The organism is Corallococcus exercitus (genome assembly GCF_042231735.1).
Lineage (GTDB): Bacteria > Myxococcota > Myxococcia > Myxococcales > Myxococcaceae > Corallococcus > Corallococcus exercitus_B.
This window is the reverse complement of sequence record NZ_CP102577.1, coordinates 8448857-8470899: the sequence shown is the minus strand read 5'-3', so window position 1 is coordinate 8470899 and position 22043 is coordinate 8448857. Positions and strand designations below refer to the sequence as shown.

Sequence of the window (22043 nt, the reverse complement as noted above, 5' to 3'; positions counted from 1 at the left end):
CGTCCCCCGGAGGTTTTCCCCGAATGATTGTCGCCATCTCCCGCTTCCGAGCGTCCCCCGAAGAGGCCGAGGGCTGGGTCCAGCGGCTCCAGGAGCGCTCGCGGCGCGTGGACGGCTACGCGGGCTTCCTGGGCCTGGAGGTGCTGCGGTCGTTCGAGCGCTCGCCTGAAATCCTGCTCATCACGCGCTGGAAGGACCGGGACGCCATGCGGGCCTACTTCCAGTCGGAGGACTTCCAGCGGGCGAAGGGGGCCAGCGCGTCCCAGGAGGACGCCACCTTCACGATGTACGAGGTCGTGGCCACCTGAGCAGTTCCCAATCGCCCCCGGGTCGTCTAAGGGCGGTGCACCATGGCTGAACGTCTTGCCCTATTCGCCACCGCCGCGCGTGGCACCGAGGACCTGCTCGCCGAGGAGCTGAAGGAGCTTGGCGCGAAGCGCATCCGCCAGGACCGCGGCGGCGTGCGCTTCATGGCCGCGCTCGACGAGGCCCTCAACGTCTGCCTCTGGTCCCGCATCGCCATGCGTGTCCTCTACCCGCTGGGCGAGTTCGACGCGAAGGGAGCCCAGGGGCTCTACGACGCCGTGGCCAGCGTGCCCTGGGAGGAGCACCTCACCACGAACGTGACGTTCGCCGTGGACGCGAACCTGAAAGACACCGAGCACGCGCACTCCGGCTTCGTGGCCCTGAAGGTGAAGGACGCCATCGTGGACCGCCTGCGCGACAAGCTGGGCTCGCGGCCGGACGTGGACACGCGCAACCCGGACGTGTCCGTGGTGGCGCACCTGGTGAAGGAGAAGCTGTCCCTCTCCCTGGACCTGTGCGGCGAGCCGCTGCACCGGCGTGGCTACCGCGTGCGCCCCACCCCCGCGCCCCTGAAGGAGAACCTGGCCGCGGCCCTGCTGCGCGCGGCGGGCTACACCGGCACGGAGGCGCTGGTGGACCCCATGTGCGGCTCGGGCACCATCGTCATCGAGGGCGGCCTCATCGCGCGCAAGCGGGCCCCGGGCATCGGCCGGAGCTTCGCGGTGGAGCGCTGGCCGCACCTGGGCACGCGCGCGAAGGAGCTGCTCGCGGACCTGCGCGCGGACGCGCGGCGCAACGAGCGCAAGGTGGAGGTCCCCATCCTCGGCTTCGACAAGAGCGACGAGGCCCTGGAGGCCGCGGACCGCAACGTGAAGGCGGCCCGGCTGGGCGAAGAGGTCCAGCTCGCGGAAGGCGACGCGACGAAGCTGCCGCCCCTGCCCGAGGGCGGTGGGCTCATCCTCACCAACCCGCCCTATGGTGACCGGCTCGGCTCCGGCGGCCAGAAGGGCATGAAGACCTTCTACTTCAAGCTGGGGGACAGCTTGCGCGCGCTGCCGGGCTGGCGCGTCTGGGTGCTGTCCGGCAACCCCGCCTTCGAGAGCGCCTTCCACGCGCGCCCCATGGCCCGGCGCGACGTGTGGAACGGCCCCATCCCCTGCACGCTGTTGGGCTACCGCGCCCCGCCGCTGCCCCCCGGCTCAAAGCCGGTTCTCGGAGCGCCGGGCGAGCCGCTGGAGGTTGCTCCGGTGCGTCCAGAGCATCAGGACGAATAGCCCCGCGGTGAGCAGCACGTACTCGCGGGAGCGCGCGGTGAGGAACGCGGTGGCGATGGCGACCACCGCCGCGGACAGCGAGCCCACGGAGCTCACGCGCCACCGGGCCACCACCAGCCCGTAGATGATGGCCCCGGCGAGCGCCGCCTTGGGCACCAGCACCACCAGCACGCCCAGCGCGGTCGCCACGCCCTTGCCGCCCTGGAGCTTGAGCCACACCGGATACACGTGCCCCAGCACCGCGGCCAGGCCCACCAGCGCGTGCGCCCGCGCGTCCCCGGGCATGAAGTGCACGGCCAGCCCCACGGGCAGCACGGCCTTGAGCGCGTCCAGCAGCAGCACCACCGCGCCCAGCTTCTTGCCGGCGACGCGCGTGACGTTGGTGGCGCCGATGTTGCCGCTGCCGCTGGCGCGCACGTCCACCCCGCGCAGCCACCGCGTCAGCAGCACGCCAAAGGGGACGGAGCCGCAGAGGTAGCCCAGCAGGAGGAAGGCGGAGAGCACGGAAGAGGACAGGGTCCCGCCCTTCAGGACAGCAGGTGCGGAAAGCGGGTGTGCACCACGACGTAGGCGTAATTGACCAGCAACACCAGCGGGAACGCGATGCGCACCCACCGCCACTCGCGCTCCTCCAGCTCCACCTCCGGGATGGGCAGCGCGAAGAGGAAGTGCAGCACCGTCGCCACCGCGGCCAGCGCGAACAACAGCGCGCACACGGTGCCCAGGGGGTTGGCCTCCCATGCCCCCGGGATGTTGAAGTGCGCGACGCGGTCCGCCACGCGGGTGAGCCCACAGCCCAGGCAGGGCCAGCCCGTGTGCTCGCGCAGCACACAGCCCCAGAACGGGATGATGCGGGCCACGGGGACGTAACGGCCCACGAGCAGCCCACCCAGCCCGACGAGCCCGAACCATTCGAATGACCCCAACCGGCGGTTGGGAGCGGGGATGGTGACCTTCATGCGCACCTCACGCCGAGTGTGCGGGATAGGTCGCGAGGATGGAAGGGGTGCCTTGCCGGGCCCCGGAAACCTGGGCTAAGCGAACGGGCATGCACATGCTCCGCACCGCTCTCGTGATGCTGGTCGCCGCTCCCCTCGTGGCCCTCGCGGCGGACAAGACGCCCGCGCCCGCCAAGGCCAAGGCCGAAGCCGCGTCGAGCGACTGCCACCACCCCGCCGACGCGAAGACGCCCGAGGCCGCCAAGGCCGCCGACACCGGCTGGACGCTCACCCGCGGCGAGCCCCTCAAGGGCGAGAAGACGGTGAAGCTCTCGGAGCTGCTCGCGAAGCCCCAGGCCCACGACGGCAAGGTCGTGCGCGTGGAGGGCCAGGTGCGCAAGGCGTGTGAGAAGAAGGGCTGCTGGATGGAGCTGGCCCAGGACGCCAAGAGCCCCGGCGTGCGCGTGACGTTCAAGGACTACGGCTTCTTCGTCCCGCTGGACTCCGCGGGCTCGCAGGCGCGCGTGGAGGGCGTGGTGAAGGTCGCGGAGCTGAGCGACGCCCACGCGAAGCACTACGAGGCCGAGGGCGCCATCGTCCCGCGCGGCACCGACGGCAAGCCCCGCGAGGTGCAGCTCGTGGCCTCCGGCGTCGAGCTGCGCCGCTAGCCGCGATGGGTGGACGCAGCTTCAGCATGCGGGGCGTGCAGGGCGCGGCCGACCGGGCCGTGCAGCACGCCCGCGCGTGGCTCCTGGAGACGGAGCCCGGCTCGCGCGTGCACGACGTGCAGTTGGATCCGCGCTTCCAGCACCGGGGCGTGGACCTCCTCTGGGAGCTGCCCTCCGGCGAGGTGCGCGGCATCGAGGTGAAGGGAGACCGGCAGGCCACCCGCCGCCGCTACTTCTTCGAGCTCATCTCGAACCTGGAGAAGGACACTCCGGGCTGCTTCCTCTACAGCGGCGCGGACCTGATGCTGTACGTGTTCCTCACGCAGGGCGAGCTGCACGCGCTGCCCCTGCCCCGGGTGCGTGAGTGGTTCCTCCCCCGAGCGAAGGAGTACGCCCTCAAGCACGCCTTCACCCAGACGGGTGCCATCCGCTACACCACCGTGGGCGCCGTGGTGCCCGTGCGGGACGTGGCGGAAGGCGTGCCCGGCGTCGTCACGGTGAAGCTCAAGCGCCCGGTCCCGGTGACGCCCGGCACGTCGGACGCGGAGGCTTCGGCGACGACCTCCGCGGCCAGCGAACCCCAGGCGCCCGAGGCCCCGGAAGCCCAGGGCCCCCGGCGCACGGGGACGTAGCGCGGCTTTCCGCCTAGCGGCGGCGCTGCGGCTGCGCGTGCTGGTGCCGGTGCGCCCGGTGGCCCGGGTGCATCTTGTCGTGCAGGGCCTCCAGCCGCTCCTGCGTACCCATCAGCTCCAGGAGCGCGGACCGGTCGTTCTGCTGCTTGAAGACGTGCTCCAGGCGGGGCACCAGGTCGAGCGCCAGGTGGATGTCGTTGGCCTTCTCCGCCTCCGCCAGCAGGCCGCGGCCCTCGACGGACGCGTCAATCCACGCCTGCAGGTGGATGAGGCCGTCCACCGCCAGCAGGCGCGAGATGGGCGCGCGAGCCGTGTCGTGGATGAGGTTCTTGAGGTCCTGGATGGCCGGCTCGCGCTCGCCCTTCGCGGCGCGGACCACCGCCTGGGAGATGCCGCGCCGGTCGGGCAGCAGGAACTCCTCCAGGTCGGCGAACGCCGTCGCGTCGTCCAGGTACCCCTGGGCGGCCAGCGACTCCGCCAGGCTGTCGAACAGCTCCGCGTCCTTCTCCGAGAAGGGCGCCAGCGCCTCCTGGAGGAACGGCTGGGGCAGCGCGCCCTTGTCATCCACCGTCAGCTTCGAGCGCAGCGCCTTCACGTGCTCGAAGGCGGACGCCACCGGGGCCTCCTTCGCGCCGTTGAGCTTGTGCACGAGCACCTGCATCAGCGTCGCCAGCCCCTGCGTGAAGTCCTGCGGGGACACGCGGTCCGGCATCCACCGGCGCCACAGCTCCACGGCCGCGGCCACGACGTAGTCCTTGAACGGGCCGGTGCCCTTCCACTTCGCCGCCCACTGCTGGGCGATGCCGAGCGGATAGGCGGACTCCGCCAGCTTGCGGTAGTCCTCTTCGCCCACGGGGACGCCGTAGTGCCCCAGCGTGCCCAGCAGGGCCTCCGTCGAGTAGTCCTTGAGGCCCGTCTTCTGCCACGACTTTTCCACGCGCTGCGTGCTCACCAGATGCTCTCCGAGGCCATGCGAGTGCCGGCCATCGGCCCCGCTGGCCGTCTTCTAGCGAAAGCGGAGCCCGGCGAATACGGCCTTTGCGGGCCCCGTCAGGCGGCGGACGGCTGGGGCGGCGGGCGGCCCGGCACGACGGGCCACACCGTGGGCTGGCGCCGCCCGTCCTCCACGCGGCGGGCCAGGTACGGCTCGCACCCGCGCTCCTGGAAGGCCCGCTTCCACGCGGCGAAGCTGCCCCCGGCGCGCCAGGCATCCATGGCGGCCAGCCCGGCCTCCGGGCCGCACTGGGCCAGCATGTACTCCACCCAGGCCCAGCGCGCGGACGTGGGCCGCACCTCCGCCCGGCCGCGAAGGCCCTTGCGCAGCCGCTCCAGCTTGTTCTCCACCTCGCGCAGCCCCGCGAAGGGGGCCCCGTCCAGCGGCGTGTTGCGCTTGGCCACGAAGGGCGCCACCCCCAGCGCCACCGGCAGGATGCGCGACAGCTCCGTGGTGAAGCGGATCAGCTCGTCGATGTCCGCGTCGTCCTCGTGCGGCAGGCCCACCACGTTGTAGACCTTGAGCTGCTTCATGCCCGCGGTGCGCGCGAACCGCGCGGCGCGGACGATCTGCTCCTCGGAGTGCTTGCGGTCCACCAGGTCCCGCATCTTCTGTGAGGCCCCGTCCGCGGCCACCGTGAGGTTCGTCGCCCCGCCCCGCCGCAGCTGATCCACCAGCTCCTGCGTGAGCCGGTCCGCGCGCAGCGAGGACACGCCCACCTCGCGTCCCGAATCCACGATGGTGCGCAGCAGCTCCACGATGCGCGGGTGGTCCGTCACCGCCGCGCCCACCAGTCCCACGCGCTTCGCATGGTCCGGGATGAGCGACAGGACCCGCTCCGGAGGCACCGTGCGCATGCCGCCATTCGTCGTGCGGCGCATGACGCAGTAGTGGCAGCCACGCGAGCAGCCCCGCTCCGGCTCGATGAGGAACATCGAGCGCAGCTCCGTGTGCGGCGTGATGATCTGCGTGCGCGCCGGCAGCCGGGCGTCCGTCGCCTTCGCCACGTGGTAGCGCGCCCCGCCCCGCCCGGGCACCCGGAAGCCGGGGACCTTCGACAGGTGATCCAGCAGCGCCTCGCGCTCCATGGAGGCCGCGGCCTCCAGCAGCACGTGGATCAGATCCTCCGCCTCGCCCTGGACGAGCACGTCCACGAAGGGCTCCAGCGGATCCGGGTTGGAGAACGTCAGCGGGCCGCCCGCCACCACCAGCGGATGCCTGGCATCCCGCTCCGAGGCAAGAACCGGCAAACCAGACAACTCCAACATCGTGAACAAACCCGTGAGTTCCAACTCATAGGCCACGGAGAATGCAAGCATTTCAAAGCCAGACACCGGTGCCTGGGATTCCCAGGTAAACAATGGCGTCCTTGTTCTCTTGTATGTCTCGACATCATCGGGAAGAAAGACACGCTCGGCGGTCGCGCCCGCGTGCGCATGCACCTCCCGGTAGATGGCCTGGTAGCCCAGCGAGCTCATGCCCACGTGGTAGGGGCTCGGGTAGCAGAGCGCGACCCGGTAGGGCGCCTCCTTGCGGAGCGTCCCCACTTCGTCCGCGAGAAGCGAGCAGACGTGCTCGATGAGTTCGTATCGGCCCTCCATGGTCCTCCTGACAGTGGATTCCAGACACTAACAACAGCGCGGCCCCGGACCGCCACTCCCGCGTGGGGGAGGGGCTGCCGGGGCCGCGTTGGCCTTCAGGGTCGGTCAGTGCCGACTACTTGAAAGACGGGATGGGGTTCGTCGGGACGCAGAACCCGAGCTCGGGGTCGCACGTCACCGCGAAGTCCGGGTTGATACCGGAGCCGAGGCCGCACGTGTCGACGAAGTTCTCCTCCAGCGTCGGATCCGCATCCGGGTCGCAACCCGTCACCGGCCAGACCGCGCGCATGACGTACTGCGCGGTGCAGCCGTTGCTCGTGTAGGTCAGCTCGCCGGTCATCTGCGTGCCCGGCGCGCCAGGGCTCGAGTACACCCGGACGTTGGCGAACTGGTACGTCTTCTGGGTGGGGTTGACCGAGTAGTCGATCTCGTCCTCTTCGCCTTCGTTGGCCTTGCCCGTGGTCGCGTTGACGCCCGCCGAGTTGAAGTCCGTCGCCGAGCAGAAGTCCTCCGCGTCCGTCGTCGTGGACAGGTTGCCCGTCGCCTGCAGCCCGTCGAACGTGTTGGTCGCGTCGAACTGGCCCAGGCCGGCGAGCGTCAGGGGACGGATCACCAGCTTGGCCGTGTTCAGCTTCGGGTCCGCGAACTTCCACACACCCAGCTGCTCACCCGTGAGCGGCTCGAACCGGCTGCAGTCCGCGCCCGTGGGAACGCCGACCGCGTCGTACTTGGCGTACCAGTTCGCGAACGACGCGTCCTGAACGATGCACCCGGGGTTCGGCTGCTCGAAGTCGCAGGCGGTCAGGCTGCCCGCGGCTCCCAGCATCACCACCGTCGAAAGAATGCTCTTGCGCATGTTGCTGATCTTCCTCACGTGGTCGGGTGGTTAGAACGTGTACCGGACACCGAAGCGGATCTGCCGCGGGGCCTGGTAACGGTCCGGGTTCTTGTAGTTCTTGTTCACTTCATCGGCCGGCAGGAACTCGCCAGAGCCGTCCGCGCGCAGAACACGGCCCTCGTTGCCGTCCGACGGCAGGTCGGCCACGGTGCCCGGGGTCTTGGTCTTCGCGTCGTAGACCGGGAGGACCTGCGAGAACGTGTAGGACTCGTCCACGCTGTCCACGCCCTGGAAGTTGAACAGGTTGAACACGTCCAGGGTGAAGGACACCACGCTGTCCTTGCTCACGCGGTAGTTCACGCCCACGTTGGAGTCAACGCTGTTGATCCACGGGGTGCGACCGCCGGTGCCGCGCGGCAGGATGAACGTCTCATCCTGGCCGTAGCCCGGGTAGGCGCCGAGGTAGCTGATCGGCGTGCCGGAGTTGCCGCGGTAGGACAGACCGATGCTCGCGGACAGCGCGTTGGAGATGTTGAACTCCTTGGCGCCGAACACCTTGATGGCGTGCGTGCGGTCGAAGGGCAGCAGACCCGAGCGGTTGTTCAGGAGGGCAATCAGGTCGAAGTCCGCGAGGATGTTCGGATCGAGCTGGTTGTTCTCCGGACGGAACAGACCGGGGTAGTTGCCGTACAGGCGGGACCACGTGTAGCTCGCCTGCGCCAGCCAGCCTTCCGTGAACGTACGGTTCAGGTAGACGGTGACCGCGTCGTAGTCACGCACCGGCGTCGGGAATTCCTTGGCGAAGCCGCTGCCGGGGTTGCCGAGGAAGTACGTGTTGCCGTCATCGCGGCTCATGTCCTCGATGACCTTGTTCATGTCGCGGTGCGTGTAGGTCGCGCCCAGGCGGGTGTTCGCCAGGAGCTCGTACTCGCCGCCGACCACGAACTCGTCGGAGGACTGGGGCTCGATGTCCGGATCGACCGGCTCGTTCTGCACCAGACCGCCAGAGTAGAGCTGGTTCGCGTTCGGGGTGTTCTCCGCGCGCGGCGCGATGTACGCCGTGTCCGCGCAGTTGCCGCGCTGGCCTTCCAGCGTGGAAGGATCGCAGCCACCCGCGGCGCCCGGCTCCGCCAGGTAACGACGCGCGCTGAAGCGGCGCTCACCCGGGAAGGCGCGGTCCATCATGTTGAGCGGAACCTGCTCGTAGTACCGGGCGAAGTTGACGAACAGCTTCGCGCGGCCGTTGGCGAACGGATCCAGCACGGCGCCGATGCGGGGCGACCACTGGTTGCCAAGCTTCAGGGCCAGGTTGCCGTCGCCGCCGTACATGGACTGCACGTCGTAGCGCACGCCCAGGTTCAGGGTGACGCGGTTCGCGATGGACCAGCTGTCCTGGAGGAAGCCACCGATGGTGGTGCCGCTCGTGGAGGACTGCTGCAGGGTCTCGAACACCGGGGTGTCCGGGGCCGTCTGGTAGCCGTAGCGACGGTTGTCCACCCAGATGCGGCGGCCGTTCACCGTGCCGCTGCTCTCCTGGAGGAACACGCTGCCGGAGTAGGCCTTCTTCTGGTCGAAGGTCAGGAACTCCGTGTCCACGCCCGCCTTGAACACGTGCGTGCCCAGGGCGTTCAGCAGGTAGGTGGCCTTGGCGTTGATCTGGTAACGGTCCAGCGTCGCCTCGGACATGAAGCCAGGGCCGCCGACGTAGTAGTTCGTCGCCGGGCAGCGCAGGGCCTGCTCAGCCGCGGTCGTGCCGCAGTACTCTTCCGCGTTCGGGATGTTCTCGAACTGCGTCAGGGGACGCGTGCGGGTGTACTGCGCCAGGGCGTAGCCCGCCAGGCCGTTGGTCTCGCCGATGGCGGTGCCGTCCGCCGGAGGCGTGCCCGCGGTCTGGTGGAACCAACCGAGGTTGGCGTCGACCAGGACCTTCTTGTCCATGAACGCGCCCGCGTACTTGAGGGCGAGCGCCGTGGTGTTCGCGCGGTTCTCGGTCTGGCCGATGTCGTCCGGGCGCGTGTTCTGCGCCGCGGGCAGACCACCGGAGCGGGGGCTGATCTGCAGCTTGCCCAGACCACCCGACACGGTCGGGGTGCCGTTCAGGGCGAACGACACGTTGTGGTCCTGGTTGATGAGGTACGTCAGCTTGCCCATGAACTGGATCGTGCGGGAGTCCGCGAAGTACGTCCGCTCGGAACCCGGGATCTGCTGGACGACGCTGAAGCCGTTCGCATCCTTCGCCACCGCGCCGTCGTCATCCAGCGTGAAGGCGTTGAGGGCGCGGGTGTGCTCGTAGCGCTGGAACGACGGCGCGAAGCCGGCGAAGAACCAGAGCTTGTCCTTGAGGATGGGGCCGCCGAGGGTCGCGCCGAAGTCGCCCAGGTTGCTCAGGGCGTTCAGGCCGGTGACCGTGGTGCCGTCCTCGATGACCAGCTTGCGGTTGCCTTCCAGGGCGCCCGGCGTCCAGTTGGCGAACACGGAGCCGTGGAACTCGTTGGAGCCCGACCGGGTCACCGCGTTGATCACACCGCCCGTGGAGCGACCGAACTCCGGCATGTAGCCGCCGGTGATGATGTTCACGTCCTGCACGAACTCGATGCTGAGCGGGCTGGCGTTCACGCCGAAGGCCGGGTCGTTCGTGGACAGGCCGTCCACCACGTAGCCGTTCTCAGGCGAGGTCGTGCCGTTGATGGACACGCCGTACTGGTCGGACTGGGCGCCCGGGGCGAGCTCGGCCAGGGACTCGAAGGAGCGCGTCGCGCCACCCTTGCCCACCGGACGGGCCACCGCGATGCGCTTGATGAACTCCTGATCGACGTTGACGCCCTGGTTCGTCGAACCGACGTCGATCGTCGGCGGCGTGCCGATAACGTCCACCGTCTGCGTGAAGGAGTCCGGCAGGAGCTCCACGTTCACGCGGATGGTGCGGTTGAGGAGCAGCTGGATTTCGGGACGAGCGTAAGGCTTGAACGTCTCCTTCTCGAACCGCAGGGTATACGTGCCCGGTGGAAGCTGGGGAATACGGTAGTTACCCTGTGCGTCGGTAACCACGGTCTGCTCGCCCTGAAGATTGGGCGAGGTGGCGGTCACAACGACATCAGCTGCCGGCTTCTTGTCCTCAGTGTTGATGACAGTGCCGATGATGACGCTGGACTGCGCGAAAGCCGCGGATCCGTACAACAGACCCGCAGCAAGGACGACTCCGGTTTCCCGAAGTACTTGTTTCACTTGCATACCAAACCCCTCCAAGGTGGGCTGCAACCGAAAATGACTCCGGAAAATATCCGAGGTCAAGCAGTTGTCAATAGACCGTTGCTTTTTGGTGACCAGTGGGGCATTGGCGCGATCACGTTTGCGGCGCCAAACACGGTTGCTTGAACCCGGAACCCTTTTCTGTATGGTGGCCGCCCTTCAATCCGGGCATGGCGGGGACGGGTAGTCCACTGGTGAAGAGGAGTTACGTGCATGTTCGATTCAGTCCTTGACCGCGGGCAAGGACCCAGGTCGCGCTTCGGCGTGGGTGCTGGCGTTTCCACGGTGCTCCATGTCGGCCTGCTGGGTCTTGTGGCCTATCTCTCCACGCGCCCGCCTCCCGTGGAGGAGAAGGAGGTCGAGGTCACGCTGAAGGCCACCATGGCGCCTCCGCCTCCTCCGCCTCCTCCGCCTCCTCCGGCGTCGAAGCCGAAGACGGAGAAGAAGGTCACGCCCAAGAAGCCCAAGGACATGATCGTCCAGCCGAAGGAGATCCCGCAGCAGAAGCCGCAGGAGACCGAGGAGGCGCCCGAGCCCGAGGAAGAGGCGAGCGAGTCCGAGGTCGAGGGTGGCGTCGAAGGCGGCGTCGCGGGCGGCGTGGTGGGTGGCGTGGTCGGCGGTGTGATTGGCGGCGTGGTGGGCGGTCAGCTGGGTGGAACGGGGACGGATGTGCTGGCGTTCGGCCAGGGCATGACGCGTCCCGAGAAGATCGCGGGTCCCGAAGTCTCCTATACGCGTGAGGCCATCGAGGCGCGCGTGCAGGGTCTGATGATCGTGAAGTGCGTCATCACGACCGAGGGAAAGGTCGAGCGCTGCCGCACGATCAAGCCGCTCCCTCACATGGAGCAGGCCGTGATGGACGTGCTCACCGCCTCACGCTACAAGCCGGTCACGTTCCAGGGCAGGCCGGTGGAAGTTCAGTACACGTTCAACTTCAACCTGAAGCTGCCGCGCTGATCCGGGCAGGCAGCCCCGCTTGAGCAGTCCGCCGAACATCACCTCGCGCTCGTGAGGAGGAGCGCTCCACAGCCATGCAATTTACCCTGCTTGATATCTGGCACCACACGGGCCTCTTCGCCCGCATGATCATCTTCACCCTCGCCATCATGTCGGTGGCGTCGCTGGTCGTCATGGCGGAGCGGATGATCGTCTTCCGCAAGACCCGCTCGGACAGCCGCAACTTCGCCGCCAAGATGGGCGCGATCCTCGCGAAGGGCGACCTGACCACCGCCGCGAACACCAACCTGGGCAAGGACGTGGGCCACCTGGGCCGCGTGATCAACTCCGGCCTGACGGCGTACCGGATCAGCCCCGGAAACAAGGACCTGGCGGTGGAGTCCGTGGCCCGCGCGCTGGAGCGCCAGGCGCAGCGCGAGGTGCAGAGCCTCAAGCGCGGCCTGGGCCTGCTGGCCACCGTCGGTTCGACGGCCCCGTTCGTCGGCCTGCTGGGCACCACGATGGGTATCGTGAACGCCTTCCAGCTCATGGCGGCCGCGGGTTCGGGCGGTCTGGCGACCATCTCCGCCGGTATCTCCGAGGCGCTCATCACCACGGCGTTCGGTCTGCTCGTGGCGATCCCCGCGGTTATGGCCTACAACTTCCTGCAGGGCTGGGTGGATGCCCGCTCCGTGGACATCTCCGAGTCCTCCAACGAGTTCCTGGACGTGGTGGCGCGGCACGTGGGCGGCGGTTCGCACGCGGCCTGAGTCGTAGCCCACACCCTGGGACCCCCACCCATGAGGGTGGCCCGGCTGAGAAGCCGTGCCGCCCCGGGGTGGGAATCCCTTCCCGGACACAGGTGCACGCATGGGAATGTCAGCAGGCCCCAAAGGGGGCATCAAGAGCGAGATCAACGTCACGCCCCTGGTGGACGTGGTGTTGGTGCTCCTCATCATCTTCATGGTCGTGACGCCCATGCTCCAGCGCGGCAAGTCCGTGGAGCTGCCCAAGGCCACGGAGATTGAGAAGGAAGGCAAGACGGACGCCGATCCGCTGATCCTCTCCATCACCCCGGACAAGAAGATGTTCGTGGAGAACGACGAGGTCGACGAGAAGGGCCTCCAGGAGAAGATCGCCGCGGAGCTGGTGAAGGATCCAGGCAAGAAGATCCTCCTGAAGGGCGACAACGCCCTGAACGTGGGCGATGTGCGCAAGGTTCTGGACACGGCCCGCAAGGCGAAGGCGAAGCAGATCGCCCTGGGTGTCGAGGAGAAGAAGTAATGTCCCGAGGACACAAGCAGCGTCAGTGGGTCAAGCCCGCGTCCGCGCCGAACTCGGAGATCAACGTCACGCCCCTGGTGGACGTGGTGTTGGTGCTCCTCATCATCTTCATGGTGGTGACGCCCCTCCTGGAGAAGGACATCCTCGTCCGGGTCCCGGAGACGGAGGTGGAGGAGAACCAGCCGCCGCCGGAGCCCGATGATCAGCAGATCGTCGTGCAGGTGGACAAGGCCGGCGCCTACTCCATCAACACGGAACAGATCCCCGCGTCCGACTACGTCGCCCGCCTCAAGCGGATGCTGAACGCCAAGAAGCCGGACGAGAAGGTCGTCTTCTTCATGGCGGACGACGCGGCGAACTACGGCAAGCTCGTGGTGGCGCTCGACGGCGCCCGCGCCGCGGGAGCGAAGATCCTGGGCATGGCCACCGAGCTTCCCCAGAACGCGGTCATCCAGGGTACGCAGACCACGCCGGACGGCGCGGCACCGGCGCCCGCCCCCGCGCCGACGCCCTGATCCACTCGGTCAGGTTGCGCTGATTCCATCCGAAGCCCGCTGGCGTTCCGACGCCAGCGGGCTTCCTCTTTTTCAAGGCCCCGCGTCCCCGAGCGGGACCCGACGTCTGGCGCGGCGGATGGCCATGACGGGCCCTCCCAGGGGGCAAGGCCTCGGTACGTGCATTGCTCTCCCCTGCCCCGGTACGCGGATGAGAGGGGGATGACGATGCTGGCGAGGGTGCGGTCAGGGGCGTTGATGGGCATCGACGCGGTGGTGGTGGAGTGCGAGGTCGACATGGCGCTCGGCCTGCCCTACTTCAACGTCGTGGGGCTGCCGGAGGGAGCAGCCCGGGAGTCGAAGGTCCGGGTGGTCTCCGCGCTGAAGAACGCCGGGTTCGACCTTCCGCAGAAGCGGATCACCGTCAACCTGGCTCCCGCGGAGATCCGCAAGGAGGGGGCAGCCTTCGAGCTGCCCATCGCCCTGGGCGTCCTTGCCGCGGCGAGGCTGATGGAGGAGGAGCCGCTGGGGCACTACCTCTTTGGCGGCGAGCTGTCGCTGGACGGCTCCATCAAACCCATCAAGGGCGTGCTGCCCCTGGCCGTGGCGGCCCGGAATGGCGGCTATCGCGGGATCATGGTGCCGGCCGCGAACGCCGCGGAGGGGGCGCTGGTGGAGGGAATCCAGGTGCTGCCTGTGGCCCACCTGCGCGAGGCGGTGGGGCACCTCACGGGCGAGGCGCCCCTGACGTCGCTGACACGCCTGGGAACAGGGGCTGGAGCTCGTCGCCTGGAGGCCGCGGACATGGCCGACGTGCGCGGGCAGCCGGAGCTGAAGCTCGCATTGGAGCTGGCGGCGGCCGGCGGCCACAACCTCTTGATGGCCGGGCCTCCAGGCTCAGGCAAGACGATGCTGGCTCGGCGGCTGCCAGGCATCCTGCCGGAGATGACGTTCGATGAGGCCCTGGAGGTGACGAAGGTCTACTCCATCCAGGGACTGCTGGGAGACGACCAGGCGCTGGTGCGGGAGCGGCCGTTCCGCTCGCCCCACCACACGCTGTCCGACGCGGGGCTCGTGGGTGGAGGCCCCATGGCGCGTCCGGGAGAGTTGTCCCTGGCGCATCATGGGGTGCTGTTCCTCGACGAGCTTCCGGAGTTCCGGAAGAACGTCTTGGAGGTGCTGCGACAGCCCCTGGAGGAAGGAGTCATCCATCTGGCGCGGGCGACCCAGCACATCACCTATCCGTGCCGCGTCATGCTGGTCGCTGCGATGAACCCTTGCCCCTGTGGCTACTTCAACGTCCCGGGGCACAAGTGCACCTGCCGCGAGCACCGCGTCTTCGACTATCACACGCGCATCAGTGGGCCGTTGCTGGACCGCATCGACATCACCGTGCAGACGCGGCCGGTGGAGTACCACCACCTCGCGGCGAAGACGCCGGAGCAGCCGAGCCAGTATTACCGGCAGCGCGTACAGGCCGCTCGTGAGCGGCAGCGCGTCCGCTTCCAGGACACGCCAGGCGTGCATTGCAACGCACAGATGCCGTCACATCTGCTGCGCCGCTTCTGCGCGCTGTCCCCAAACGCGGAGAAGGAACTGAAGAACGCGGTTCAGCAACATGGTCTCTCCGCGCGGGCGCACGACCGCATCCTCAAGCTGGCGCTGACCCGCGCGGACCTGGAGGACCACGGACGTATCGAGGACGTGGACCTGCGGCTCGCCGTCGATTGCCGGATGCTGGACCGCCGGGGCTGGCTGCACACCAACACCCAGGGCGCAGCGACTTCACCCCTCCCCTCGCCTGTCAGGCACCAGCCCTCCGAGAACGACGGAAGTTACGACTTCCCGCCCTACGCGGGCTGACCCTTCCCCGGAGGGCAAGGGATGCACGCTCCGCTCATCCAGACGGGGCGCGGGGCCCGTGATGATGCGCGCCGACCTGCCGAACGTCAGGTACGAGTAGGCCCAGTTGAGCAGCACGGCCAGCTTGCTGCGGAAGCCGATGAGGAAGGTGATGTGGATGAAGAGCCAGGCCAGCCAGGCGATGAAGCCTGACTGCTTGACGCGGCGGAAGGCCACGCCCACGGCATGGCCTCTGCCGATGACCGCGTAGGTTCCCCGGTCCCAGTAGCGGAAGGGCTGCATGGGCTGGCCCGCGAGCTGGCGGCGGAGGTTGAGCACCGCGTGCTTGCCCTCCTGCATCGCCGCGGGCGCCACGCCCGGGACCGCACTCCCGTCGTCCTGCTTCACGAGCGCCAGGTCGCCCACGACGAAGATGTCGGGATGCCCGGGCACGGTGAGCTCGGGTGTCACCGGGACGCGGCCTGCCCGGTCCAGCGTCACACCGAGCGACCGGGCCACGGGCGAGGCCTCCACCCCCGCGGCCCAGAGCACCGTGCGGGCCGCCAGGTGTTCGGTGCCCATGTCCACGCCCGCCGCGTCGATGTTCGTCACCCGGGTGCCCGTGCGGACCTCGACGCCGAGCTTCTCCAGCACTCCGCGGGCCTCGCCCGAGAGGTTCTCGGGATAGGTGGGAAGCACGCGGTCCATGCCTTCAATGAGGATGACGCGCGCATCCCGGGGGTCGATGTTCTGGAAGTCCCCCGACAATGAATTGCGGCTGATCTCCGCCAGGGCTCCCGCCAGCTCCACGCCCGTGGGGCCCGCGCCAATGATGGCGAAGGTGAGCAGCGCGCGGCGGCGCTCGGGGTCCGGTTCACGCTCGGCCTGCTCGAAGGCGAGCAGCACGCGGCGGCGGATCTCCAGGGCATCCTCGACGGTCTTCAACCCCATCGAGTGCCGCGACCAGGCATCATTGCCGAAGTACGAGTGCGTCGCCCCGGTGGCCACGATGAGGAAGTCGTACGCCAGCTCACCGTCCGCCAGGAGGACGCGCTTGCGCGCGGTGTCCACGCCGGTCACTTCCGCGAGCAGCACCTGGACGTGATTGCGTCCGAGCATCGCCCGCAGTGGCGCGGCGATGTCGCTGGGGCTGAGCGTCGCCGTGGCCACCTGGTACAGCAGGGGCTGGAAGAGGTGGTGGTTGTGACGGTCCACCATCGTGACGCGAACCCCTGCCTTGCGCAGATACCGGGCCGCGTAGAGGCCGCCGAAGCCGCCTCCCAGGATGACCACATGGGGAAGGTTCTCACGGGTCGTATTCACGGGAGGAGATGTCACGCCGACCTGCCCGGAATTCAATGCAAAGCCATTCAACCCACAAAGCTGGCCTGTCACGTCCCCCCGTGTCTGCTTATGCGCGGATGTCCTCCCATTGCACCTTCTCAGCCCCTGGGAGACAGCCTTGTCGCTCCGCTGCTTCGGACGGACCGGGCGGACCTGGACGCCCTTGCAGGTCCCTCTCCCCGGAAGCCCGCGCGGCATGACCGTTGCTCTGCCCACCGCCGAGGCATCCAGCCCGCAGGGCGGCGAGGGAGTCAGACGAGATGAGCAGGCTGACGGAGAAGTTGAAGGCAGTGGCGGCGGCGGTGGCGTCCATCGAGAAGCAGTTCGGCCGGGGCGCGGTGATGACGCTCGGCGCGGACGCACCGGAGCAGAAGGTGGCGGTCATCCCCACGGGCTCGGTGGGGTTGGACCGGGCGCTGGGCGTGGGGGGCTATCCGCGAGGACGCGTGGTGGAGCTGTTCGGCAACGAGTCCTCCGGCAAGACGACGCTCACCCTGCATGCGATTGCCCAGGTGCAGGCGGTGGGAGGCGTGGCGGCCTTCATCGACGCGGAGCACGCGCTGGACCTGTCCTATGCGCGCAAGTTGGGGGTGCGCACGGAGGAACTGCTCGTGGCGCAACCGGACACCGGTGAGCAGGCGCTCGAAATCACCGAGCAGCTCGTGCGCTCGGGCGCCGTGGACCTCATCGTGGTGGACTCGGTGGCGGCGTTGGTGCCCCGCGCGGAAATCGAAGGGGAGATGGGGGACGCGCACATGGGCGTCCAGGCGCGGCTGATGAGTCAGGCCCTGCGGAAGCTCACCGGCGCCGTGAGCCGTTCGGGCACCTGCATCATCTTCATCAACCAGATCCGCATGAAGATTGGCGTGATGTTCGGCAACCCGGAGACGACGACGGGTGGCAACGCGCTGAAGTTCTACGCGTCGGTGCGAATGGAGATCCGCCGTACGGGCAACCTCAAGGAGGGTGACGCGGTGGTGGGCTCGCGGGCCCGCGTGAAGGTGGTGAAGAACAAGCTGGCGCCCCCGTTCCAGGAGGCGGAGTTCGACGTGCTCTACGGCACGGGCATCCACCGCGCCGCCGAGGTGCTGGACCTGGCCGTGAGCTCGGGCGTGGTGGAGAAGTCGGGCAGCCACTTCAGCCTGCGGGGTGAGCGCATCGGCCAGGGCCGCGAGCGGGCGTGCGAGTGGCTGCGAGAGCACCCGGACGTCCTGGAGGCCCTCGCCCGGGACCTGGTGGGAACCACGGCGCCTTCCGTGCCGCCCGCGTCCGCCGAGGCCGCCTAGGGCGCGGCCTGGAGTGCTTCCAGCGAGAGGGGGACCTCCCATTGGCGTTGGCCCGCGCGCAGCACCAGGTGCCCTTCAGGGGCCTCTTCCAGCAGCTCACCGAACTGGTACTGCGCATCGCGAGAGAAGCGGGCCTTCGCCCTGCCCTGCTTCACGCGGCAGGTGAGGACTCCCTCCGGCGTGAGCTGGAGGGACCCGAGGTCCAGGCCTTCCGCCGTCCGGTCGCTCAGGCGCAGGGACACACGCTCATCCGGCGTGACGTCCACGGTGCGCACTTCATAGGCCGCGTCCTCCACCTGGACGTAGCACCAGTCCGGGGCGATGCGGAGCTGGTAGCGCCCGTCGTCGTCCAGGACCAGCGAGGCGTTGAAGAGCTCGATGATCTTCGGATGCTCGATGGGTTCGTCGTCGTGCCACCAGCGCAACGCCGCATCCAGGCGGATGCCGCTGTCCTCACGGGTGTGCCAACGCTTGCCTGGAGGGGGCTGCCCGGTGGGAGGTTGCATGTCGCCCTTGATGTGCGGGTGGGGCCCGGCGGATTCAAGCCGCCGGGTCCTGGAGCCCTACCAGTTCCGCACGAACTCCGTGTAGCCACGAAAGGCCACGGCTCCCCAGAAGTTCACCAGCACGCCAAGCGCCAGCACCGCCACCACCGCGCGGTTGCGCAGCGACCATCCGCCAATGGCGAAGAGCAGCAACAGGTAGGGCGTGTAGTCCAGGCTGAACCGGAAGCCGAACTGCATGTAACCGGTGTTCTGGTAGAACAGGCCCGGCAGCGCGCACACCGCCACGGTCAGCCACAGGGGCCAGTGCAGCCGGGGACGCGTGCGGGGGACCAGCAGGAACACCAGCAGGGGCAGCGTGAGCAGCAGCGTCAGTCCATGCGGGTCGTACGACAACCGGGGCGGAGACAACGACACCTGGGGCAGCTTGAGGAACGCGGCCTGGATGTTGCGCGACAGGTACTCGAGGTTGAAGAGCCCCAGGCGGTCGATGTCCGCGTTCACCCGGTTGTTGTAGAAGTACGAGTGGCCGAACTCCCCCGGCTTGCCGAAGCGGTAGACGTTGTAGGCGGCGGCGAGCAGCGCGAGGGGTGCGGCCCCCGCGCCGAAGAGCACGAGCTTGCGGAGGGCGGGCTTCCACGCGGTGGAAAGGGCCTTGAGCTGGGTCAGCCGGTCCGGGCCCGGGCAGAGCGCCTCCAGGACGAAGAAGAGGCCCGCGAACACCAGCGGCGTGCGGGTGAGCACGGCCATGGAGAAGAAGACGCCCGCGAGCACGGGGCGCCGGGCCTTGACGGCGTTGCGCACGTACAGACACGTGAGCGCCACGCCCATCACCTGCGCGCTGAACCAGACCTCGCCCCGGATGGCGCAGTAGAAGAACAACGTGCCGAAGGCGAGCACCAGCGACAGCACCACGTTGTCGTTGCGGTTGCGCTCCGTCTCCCCTTCCTGCGCGAGGAAGCGCAGCAGCGAGTAGAAGAGCGCCACCGCGAGCGCGCCAACGAAGACGCCGAAAGACGTGTCGTTGAACTGGTAGCCGTGCAGCGCGACGAAGGGGAGCATCACGACCGCGGGGAAGGACGGGAAGCTGACGAACCAGCGGTCATCGCGGAGCAGGCGCCCCTCGCACCGCACCTTGTGCCCATCCACCACCCGCACGCAGGCCCAGTCCTCCAGGTTGGGCAACACCTGCGGATCCACGTCCAGCCGTCCCTCCAGCCAGGACTGCGCCTGGTAGATGAAGTGCGGCGCGGCGCTCTGCCGCAGGAAGCGCTGCGAGCTGAAGCTGGACAGCACCGCGAACGCGACCAGGAACAGCATCACCTCCACCCGGTAGGCCGACAGCCACAGGCGCACCGCGCTCCGCACCGGATGCGCTCCTGTTCCGGCTGGAGGCGTGGGGGGATGGGTGGGTTCCATCGCAGCCGTGGGGCTGGCGAGCGGCGCGGAGGACTCGGGCGTGGCCGGGACCGGCTCGCTCGCGGTGGCGGGGGCCGGGGGCACCGTGGACGGCGCTTCCACGGGGGAAGGACGGGGACGCTTTGATTTGGAGCGACTCATGGCGACACGGGGGCGGCGGCGAGCAGGTGCAACCTCAACATCTCCAGCACATGGGACGCGGCGAACAGACGGACCCGGTCCCGGTCACCCGCGAGCGAGATCCGCTCGCAGCGCGGTTCCATGCCGGGACCCGCAAGACCGCAGTACACGGTGCCCACGGGGTCCTCGGGCGTGCCTCCGCCGGGTCCCGCGTAGCCCGTGACGGACAGGCCGAACGAGGCACCGCAGGCGGCGCGGACTCCCTCCGCCATGGCGAGCGCCGTCTGGGACGACACGGCGCTGTGCTTCGCGAGGATGTCCGGGGACACGCCCACCCAGGCGGACTTCATCTTCTCCGAGTAGGCGACCGCGCCTCCGATGAAGACCTGGCTGGAGCCGGGGACGGCCGTGAGCTCCTGCGCGACGAGGCCTCCCGTGCAGCTCTCCGCCACCGCCAGCGTGTGGCCGGCACGCGCGAGCAGGCCCAGGAGGACGGGGGCGTATTCGCTGCCATCCGCGCCGTAGACATGCGCGCCCAGCACCTGCCGGCAGGCGGCCTCCGCGGCGGCGAGCGCGGCGTCGGCCTCCGCCTGCGAGGGGGCTTCGGCCATCAGCTTCAGGTGGTTCTCCGGCGCGTGCGTCCGGAAGCCGAACACCACCCGGGGATGGCTGGGGGCCAGGGGCATCACCCGCTCGTTCAGCACGGACTCGGGGAGGCGCACCGTTCGCAGCAGGCGGAAGGCGCGGAACGTGCGGTGGGGTTCGGCGGCGAGCCAGGTCCGCACGCGCGGCAGCACCTCGCCGTCCACCAGGGCGCGGTATTCGCGGGGGACGCCCGGCAGGAAGAACAGGTGGGCACGGCCGAGCTGCTGGATGACCAGCGGCGCCGAGCCCTGGGGATTGCGCACCGGCTCGGTGCCCTCGGGGATGCGCGCCATGCGGAGGGCGCCCGGGTTGATGGCCATGCCTCGCGCGGCGTAGCGCTCCTTCAGCCAGCCGAGCACCCGTGCGTCCTCTTGCATGGGTACGCCTGCCGCCGCGGCGGCGCACTCCAGCGTGAAGTCGTCCGCCGTGGGCCCCAGGCCTCCCGAGACGATGACCACGTCCGCGCGCGCCGAGGCCTCCAGCAGCGCGCCCGTGATGTCCGGACGCACGTCCCCCACCACCGTCACCCGTGCGACCTTCACACCCAGGTCGAAGAGGCGGGCTTCCAGGTAGGTGCTGTTGGTGTCCGTGATGAGGCCGGTGACGAGCTCGTCACCGGTGCACAGCAGCTCGACGCGCATGGGCCGGGCATCCTAGCGGCCCCGGGCCGGGAGGGCACGGTCCGCGTCCTGGCTCCCGCGCACGGCGGCTCAGAGGAACGCGGGACCGTCGTCCGTGGTGGCGTTGGGCTCGGAGTCCTCGTCGTCGTCCTCGTCGAGCCCGGCCGCCACCGCCACCGCGGCGACAGCGCCGACCTTGCGCGACACCAGCCGGCTGCGCACGGAGACCGCGGACTCCACCAGCCCCATCAGCAGGTACGCGAAGAAGTACGTCACCAGCACCCAGGCCGGGTGGAACCGCTGGGCGATGAACGCGCCCGTGAGCGCCATGGCCATGAAGACGAGCGCCGACTTCCGGCTGGGACGCGCGTCCTTGAAGGTGCGGTAGCGCACCGTGGACACCATCAGCAGCGACAGGGCGCCCACCGCGACCGCCACCGGCATGCGCGCGCTGTCCTGGAGCGCTTCACCCTGGCTGGCCACGTGGTGGGAGATGATGAGGGAGACGAGCACGCCGGCCGCCAGCGGGATGGGGAGCCCCACGAAGAAGCCGCCACCACCGCCGTGCGGGTTGCGCATGGCGAGCACGTTGAAGCGCGCGAGCCGCATGGCACCGCAGGCCATGAACGCGAAGGAGATGAACAGGCCCCAGAAGCCCATGGGGGCCAACGCCCACTTGTAGACGAGCAGCGCCGGCGCCGCGCCAAAGGACATGACGTCCGCGAGGCTGTCGAGTTGCATGCCGAAGTCGCTCTGCGTCTTCGTCAGCCGGGCCACCCGTCCGTCGAACCCGTCGAAGAACATGGCGAAGAGGATGGCCAGGGCCGCCTGGTACAGCTGCACCGGTTCTGCTTCACCCGAGCACAGGGTGATGGCGTAGAAGCCACAGAAGATGGACGTGACGGTGAAGAGGTTCGGGAGCACGAACATCAGTTTCCGCAGCTTCATCGTTCCCTCGACTTCCCCAGGTGGTCGGCTGCCCATGTGGCAGAAACGGCGAGGGAACGGACCTTAGCAGGCTTTTATTCGCGCCGGAGTCGGTCCCGGGTC

General features: G+C 68.9%; 21 protein-coding genes. 10 read left to right on the top strand and 11 right to left on the bottom strand.

The features are described from left to right. The first annotated feature begins 23 nt into the window (after positions 1-23). Together NR792_RS34045 and NR792_RS34040 are read left to right on the top strand one after the other, a co-directional pair. Positions 24-308, top strand: coding sequence for an antibiotic biosynthesis monooxygenase family protein (locus NR792_RS34045; RefSeq protein ID WP_375756876.1), 285 nt, complete (start codon positions 24-26; stop codon positions 306-308). Between the two features lie 42 nt (positions 309-350). Further along, complete coding sequence (locus tag NR792_RS34040; protein WP_375756875.1) at positions 351-1580, top strand: class I SAM-dependent RNA methyltransferase; 1230 nt, start codon at positions 351-353, stop codon at positions 1578-1580. Here NR792_RS34040 and plsY read toward each other — a convergent pair. Together plsY and NR792_RS34030 are read right to left on the bottom strand one after the other, a co-directional pair. Further along, positions 1506-2084: a glycerol-3-phosphate 1-O-acyltransferase PlsY gene (plsY, locus tag NR792_RS34035; RefSeq protein WP_375756874.1), complete on the bottom strand. Its 579-nt coding sequence runs from the start codon at positions 2082-2084 to the stop codon at positions 1506-1508. The genes NR792_RS34040 and plsY overlap by 75 nt on opposite strands. Positions 2085-2107: 23 nt before the next feature. Next, complete coding sequence (locus NR792_RS34030) at positions 2108-2539, bottom strand: DUF2752 domain-containing protein (protein WP_375756873.1); 432 nt, start codon at positions 2537-2539, stop codon at positions 2108-2110. Between the two features lie 89 nt (positions 2540-2628). Between NR792_RS34030 and NR792_RS34025 the strand changes: the two genes are divergently transcribed. After that, on the top strand, positions 2629-3186 hold the full coding sequence (locus NR792_RS34025) for a DUF4920 domain-containing protein (RefSeq protein ID WP_375756872.1): 558 nt from the start codon (positions 2629-2631) through the stop codon (positions 3184-3186). Positions 3187-3212: 26 nt separating this feature from the next. After that, positions 3213-3818 carry a hypothetical protein gene (locus NR792_RS34020; RefSeq protein WP_375756871.1) on the top strand — a complete coding sequence of 202 codons (606 nt, stop codon included), beginning with the start codon at positions 3213-3215 and terminating at the stop codon, positions 3816-3818. 13 nt (positions 3819-3831) lie between these two features. On the opposite strand, the gene NR792_RS34015 is transcribed toward NR792_RS34020, so the two are convergent. From NR792_RS34015 to NR792_RS34000, 4 genes are all read right to left on the bottom strand, one after another. Next, positions 3832-4770, bottom strand: a complete 939-nt coding sequence (locus NR792_RS34015) for a hypothetical protein (RefSeq protein ID WP_375756870.1) — start codon at positions 4768-4770, stop codon at positions 3832-3834. 98 nt (positions 4771-4868) lie between these two features. After that, positions 4869-6413: a radical SAM protein gene (locus NR792_RS34010; RefSeq protein ID WP_375756869.1), complete on the bottom strand. Its 1545-nt coding sequence runs from the start codon at positions 6411-6413 to the stop codon at positions 4869-4871. A gap of 115 nt (positions 6414-6528) precedes the next feature. Beyond that, the gene (locus NR792_RS34005; protein ID WP_375756868.1) at positions 6529-7269 is read right to left on the bottom strand and encodes a hypothetical protein; all 741 of its coding nucleotides are present in this window, start codon (positions 7267-7269) and stop codon (positions 6529-6531) included. A gap of 30 nt (positions 7270-7299) precedes the next feature. Continuing rightward, a complete protein-coding gene (locus NR792_RS34000; protein WP_375756867.1) occupies positions 7300-10482 on the bottom strand; it encodes a TonB-dependent receptor domain-containing protein in 3183 nt (1060 codons plus the stop codon). Between the two features lie 231 nt (positions 10483-10713). On the opposite strand from NR792_RS34000, the gene NR792_RS33995 reads away from it, so the two are divergent. The 5 genes from NR792_RS33995 (at position 10714) to NR792_RS33975 (ending at position 15077) form a co-directional block, all read left to right on the top strand. Continuing rightward, on the top strand, positions 10714-11457 hold the full coding sequence (locus NR792_RS33995; RefSeq protein ID WP_375756866.1) for an energy transducer TonB: 744 nt from the start codon (positions 10714-10716) through the stop codon (positions 11455-11457). 74 nt (positions 11458-11531) lie between these two features. Next, the gene (locus NR792_RS33990; RefSeq protein WP_375756865.1) at positions 11532-12206 is read left to right on the top strand and encodes a MotA/TolQ/ExbB proton channel family protein; all 675 of its coding nucleotides are present in this window, start codon (positions 11532-11534) and stop codon (positions 12204-12206) included. Positions 12207-12306: 100 nt separating this feature from the next. Beyond that, positions 12307-12720 (top strand): biopolymer transporter ExbD, encoded by a 414-nt coding sequence (locus NR792_RS33985; RefSeq protein WP_014394198.1) that lies wholly within the window; start codon positions 12307-12309, stop codon positions 12718-12720. Then, the gene (locus tag NR792_RS33980; RefSeq protein WP_375756864.1) at positions 12720-13235 is read left to right on the top strand and encodes an ExbD/TolR family protein; all 516 of its coding nucleotides are present in this window, start codon (positions 12720-12722) and stop codon (positions 13233-13235) included. Before NR792_RS33985 ends, NR792_RS33980 begins: the two co-directional genes overlap by 1 nt. A gap of 207 nt (positions 13236-13442) precedes the next feature. After that, positions 13443-15077, top strand: coding sequence for a YifB family Mg chelatase-like AAA ATPase (locus NR792_RS33975; RefSeq protein WP_375761741.1), 1635 nt, complete (start codon positions 13443-13445; stop codon positions 15075-15077). Here the strand turns inward: NR792_RS33975 and NR792_RS33970 are convergent. Further along, positions 15000-16379: an NAD(P)/FAD-dependent oxidoreductase gene (locus NR792_RS33970; RefSeq protein WP_375756863.1), complete on the bottom strand. Its 1380-nt coding sequence runs from the start codon at positions 16377-16379 to the stop codon at positions 15000-15002. The genes NR792_RS33975 and NR792_RS33970 overlap by 78 nt on opposite strands. A gap of 281 nt (positions 16380-16660) precedes the next feature. Between NR792_RS33970 and recA the strand changes: the two genes are divergently transcribed. Beyond that, positions 16661-17686: a recombinase RecA gene (gene recA / locus NR792_RS33965; RefSeq protein ID WP_375756862.1), complete on the top strand. Its 1026-nt coding sequence runs from the start codon at positions 16661-16663 to the stop codon at positions 17684-17686. On the opposite strand, the gene NR792_RS33960 is transcribed toward recA, so the two are convergent. The 4 genes from NR792_RS33960 to pssA form a co-directional block, all read right to left on the bottom strand. Beyond that, positions 17683-18192, bottom strand: coding sequence for a DUF1285 domain-containing protein (locus NR792_RS33960; protein WP_375756861.1), 510 nt, complete (start codon positions 18190-18192; stop codon positions 17683-17685). The two genes, recA and NR792_RS33960, sit on opposite strands and share 4 nt — an antisense overlap. 57 nt (positions 18193-18249) lie before the next feature. Continuing rightward, positions 18250-19749, bottom strand: a complete 1500-nt coding sequence (locus NR792_RS33955) for a hypothetical protein (protein WP_375756860.1) — start codon at positions 19747-19749, stop codon at positions 18250-18252. Beyond that, positions 19746-21014 (bottom strand): CinA family nicotinamide mononucleotide deamidase-related protein, encoded by a 1269-nt coding sequence (locus NR792_RS33950; RefSeq protein ID WP_375756859.1) that lies wholly within the window; start codon positions 21012-21014, stop codon positions 19746-19748. Before NR792_RS33950 ends, NR792_RS33955 begins: the two co-directional genes overlap by 4 nt. A 69-nt stretch (positions 21015-21083) precedes the next feature. Beyond that, positions 21084-21941: a CDP-diacylglycerol--serine O-phosphatidyltransferase gene (gene pssA / locus NR792_RS33945; protein WP_375756858.1), complete on the bottom strand. Its 858-nt coding sequence runs from the start codon at positions 21939-21941 to the stop codon at positions 21084-21086. Positions 21942-22043: the final 102 nt, after the last annotated feature.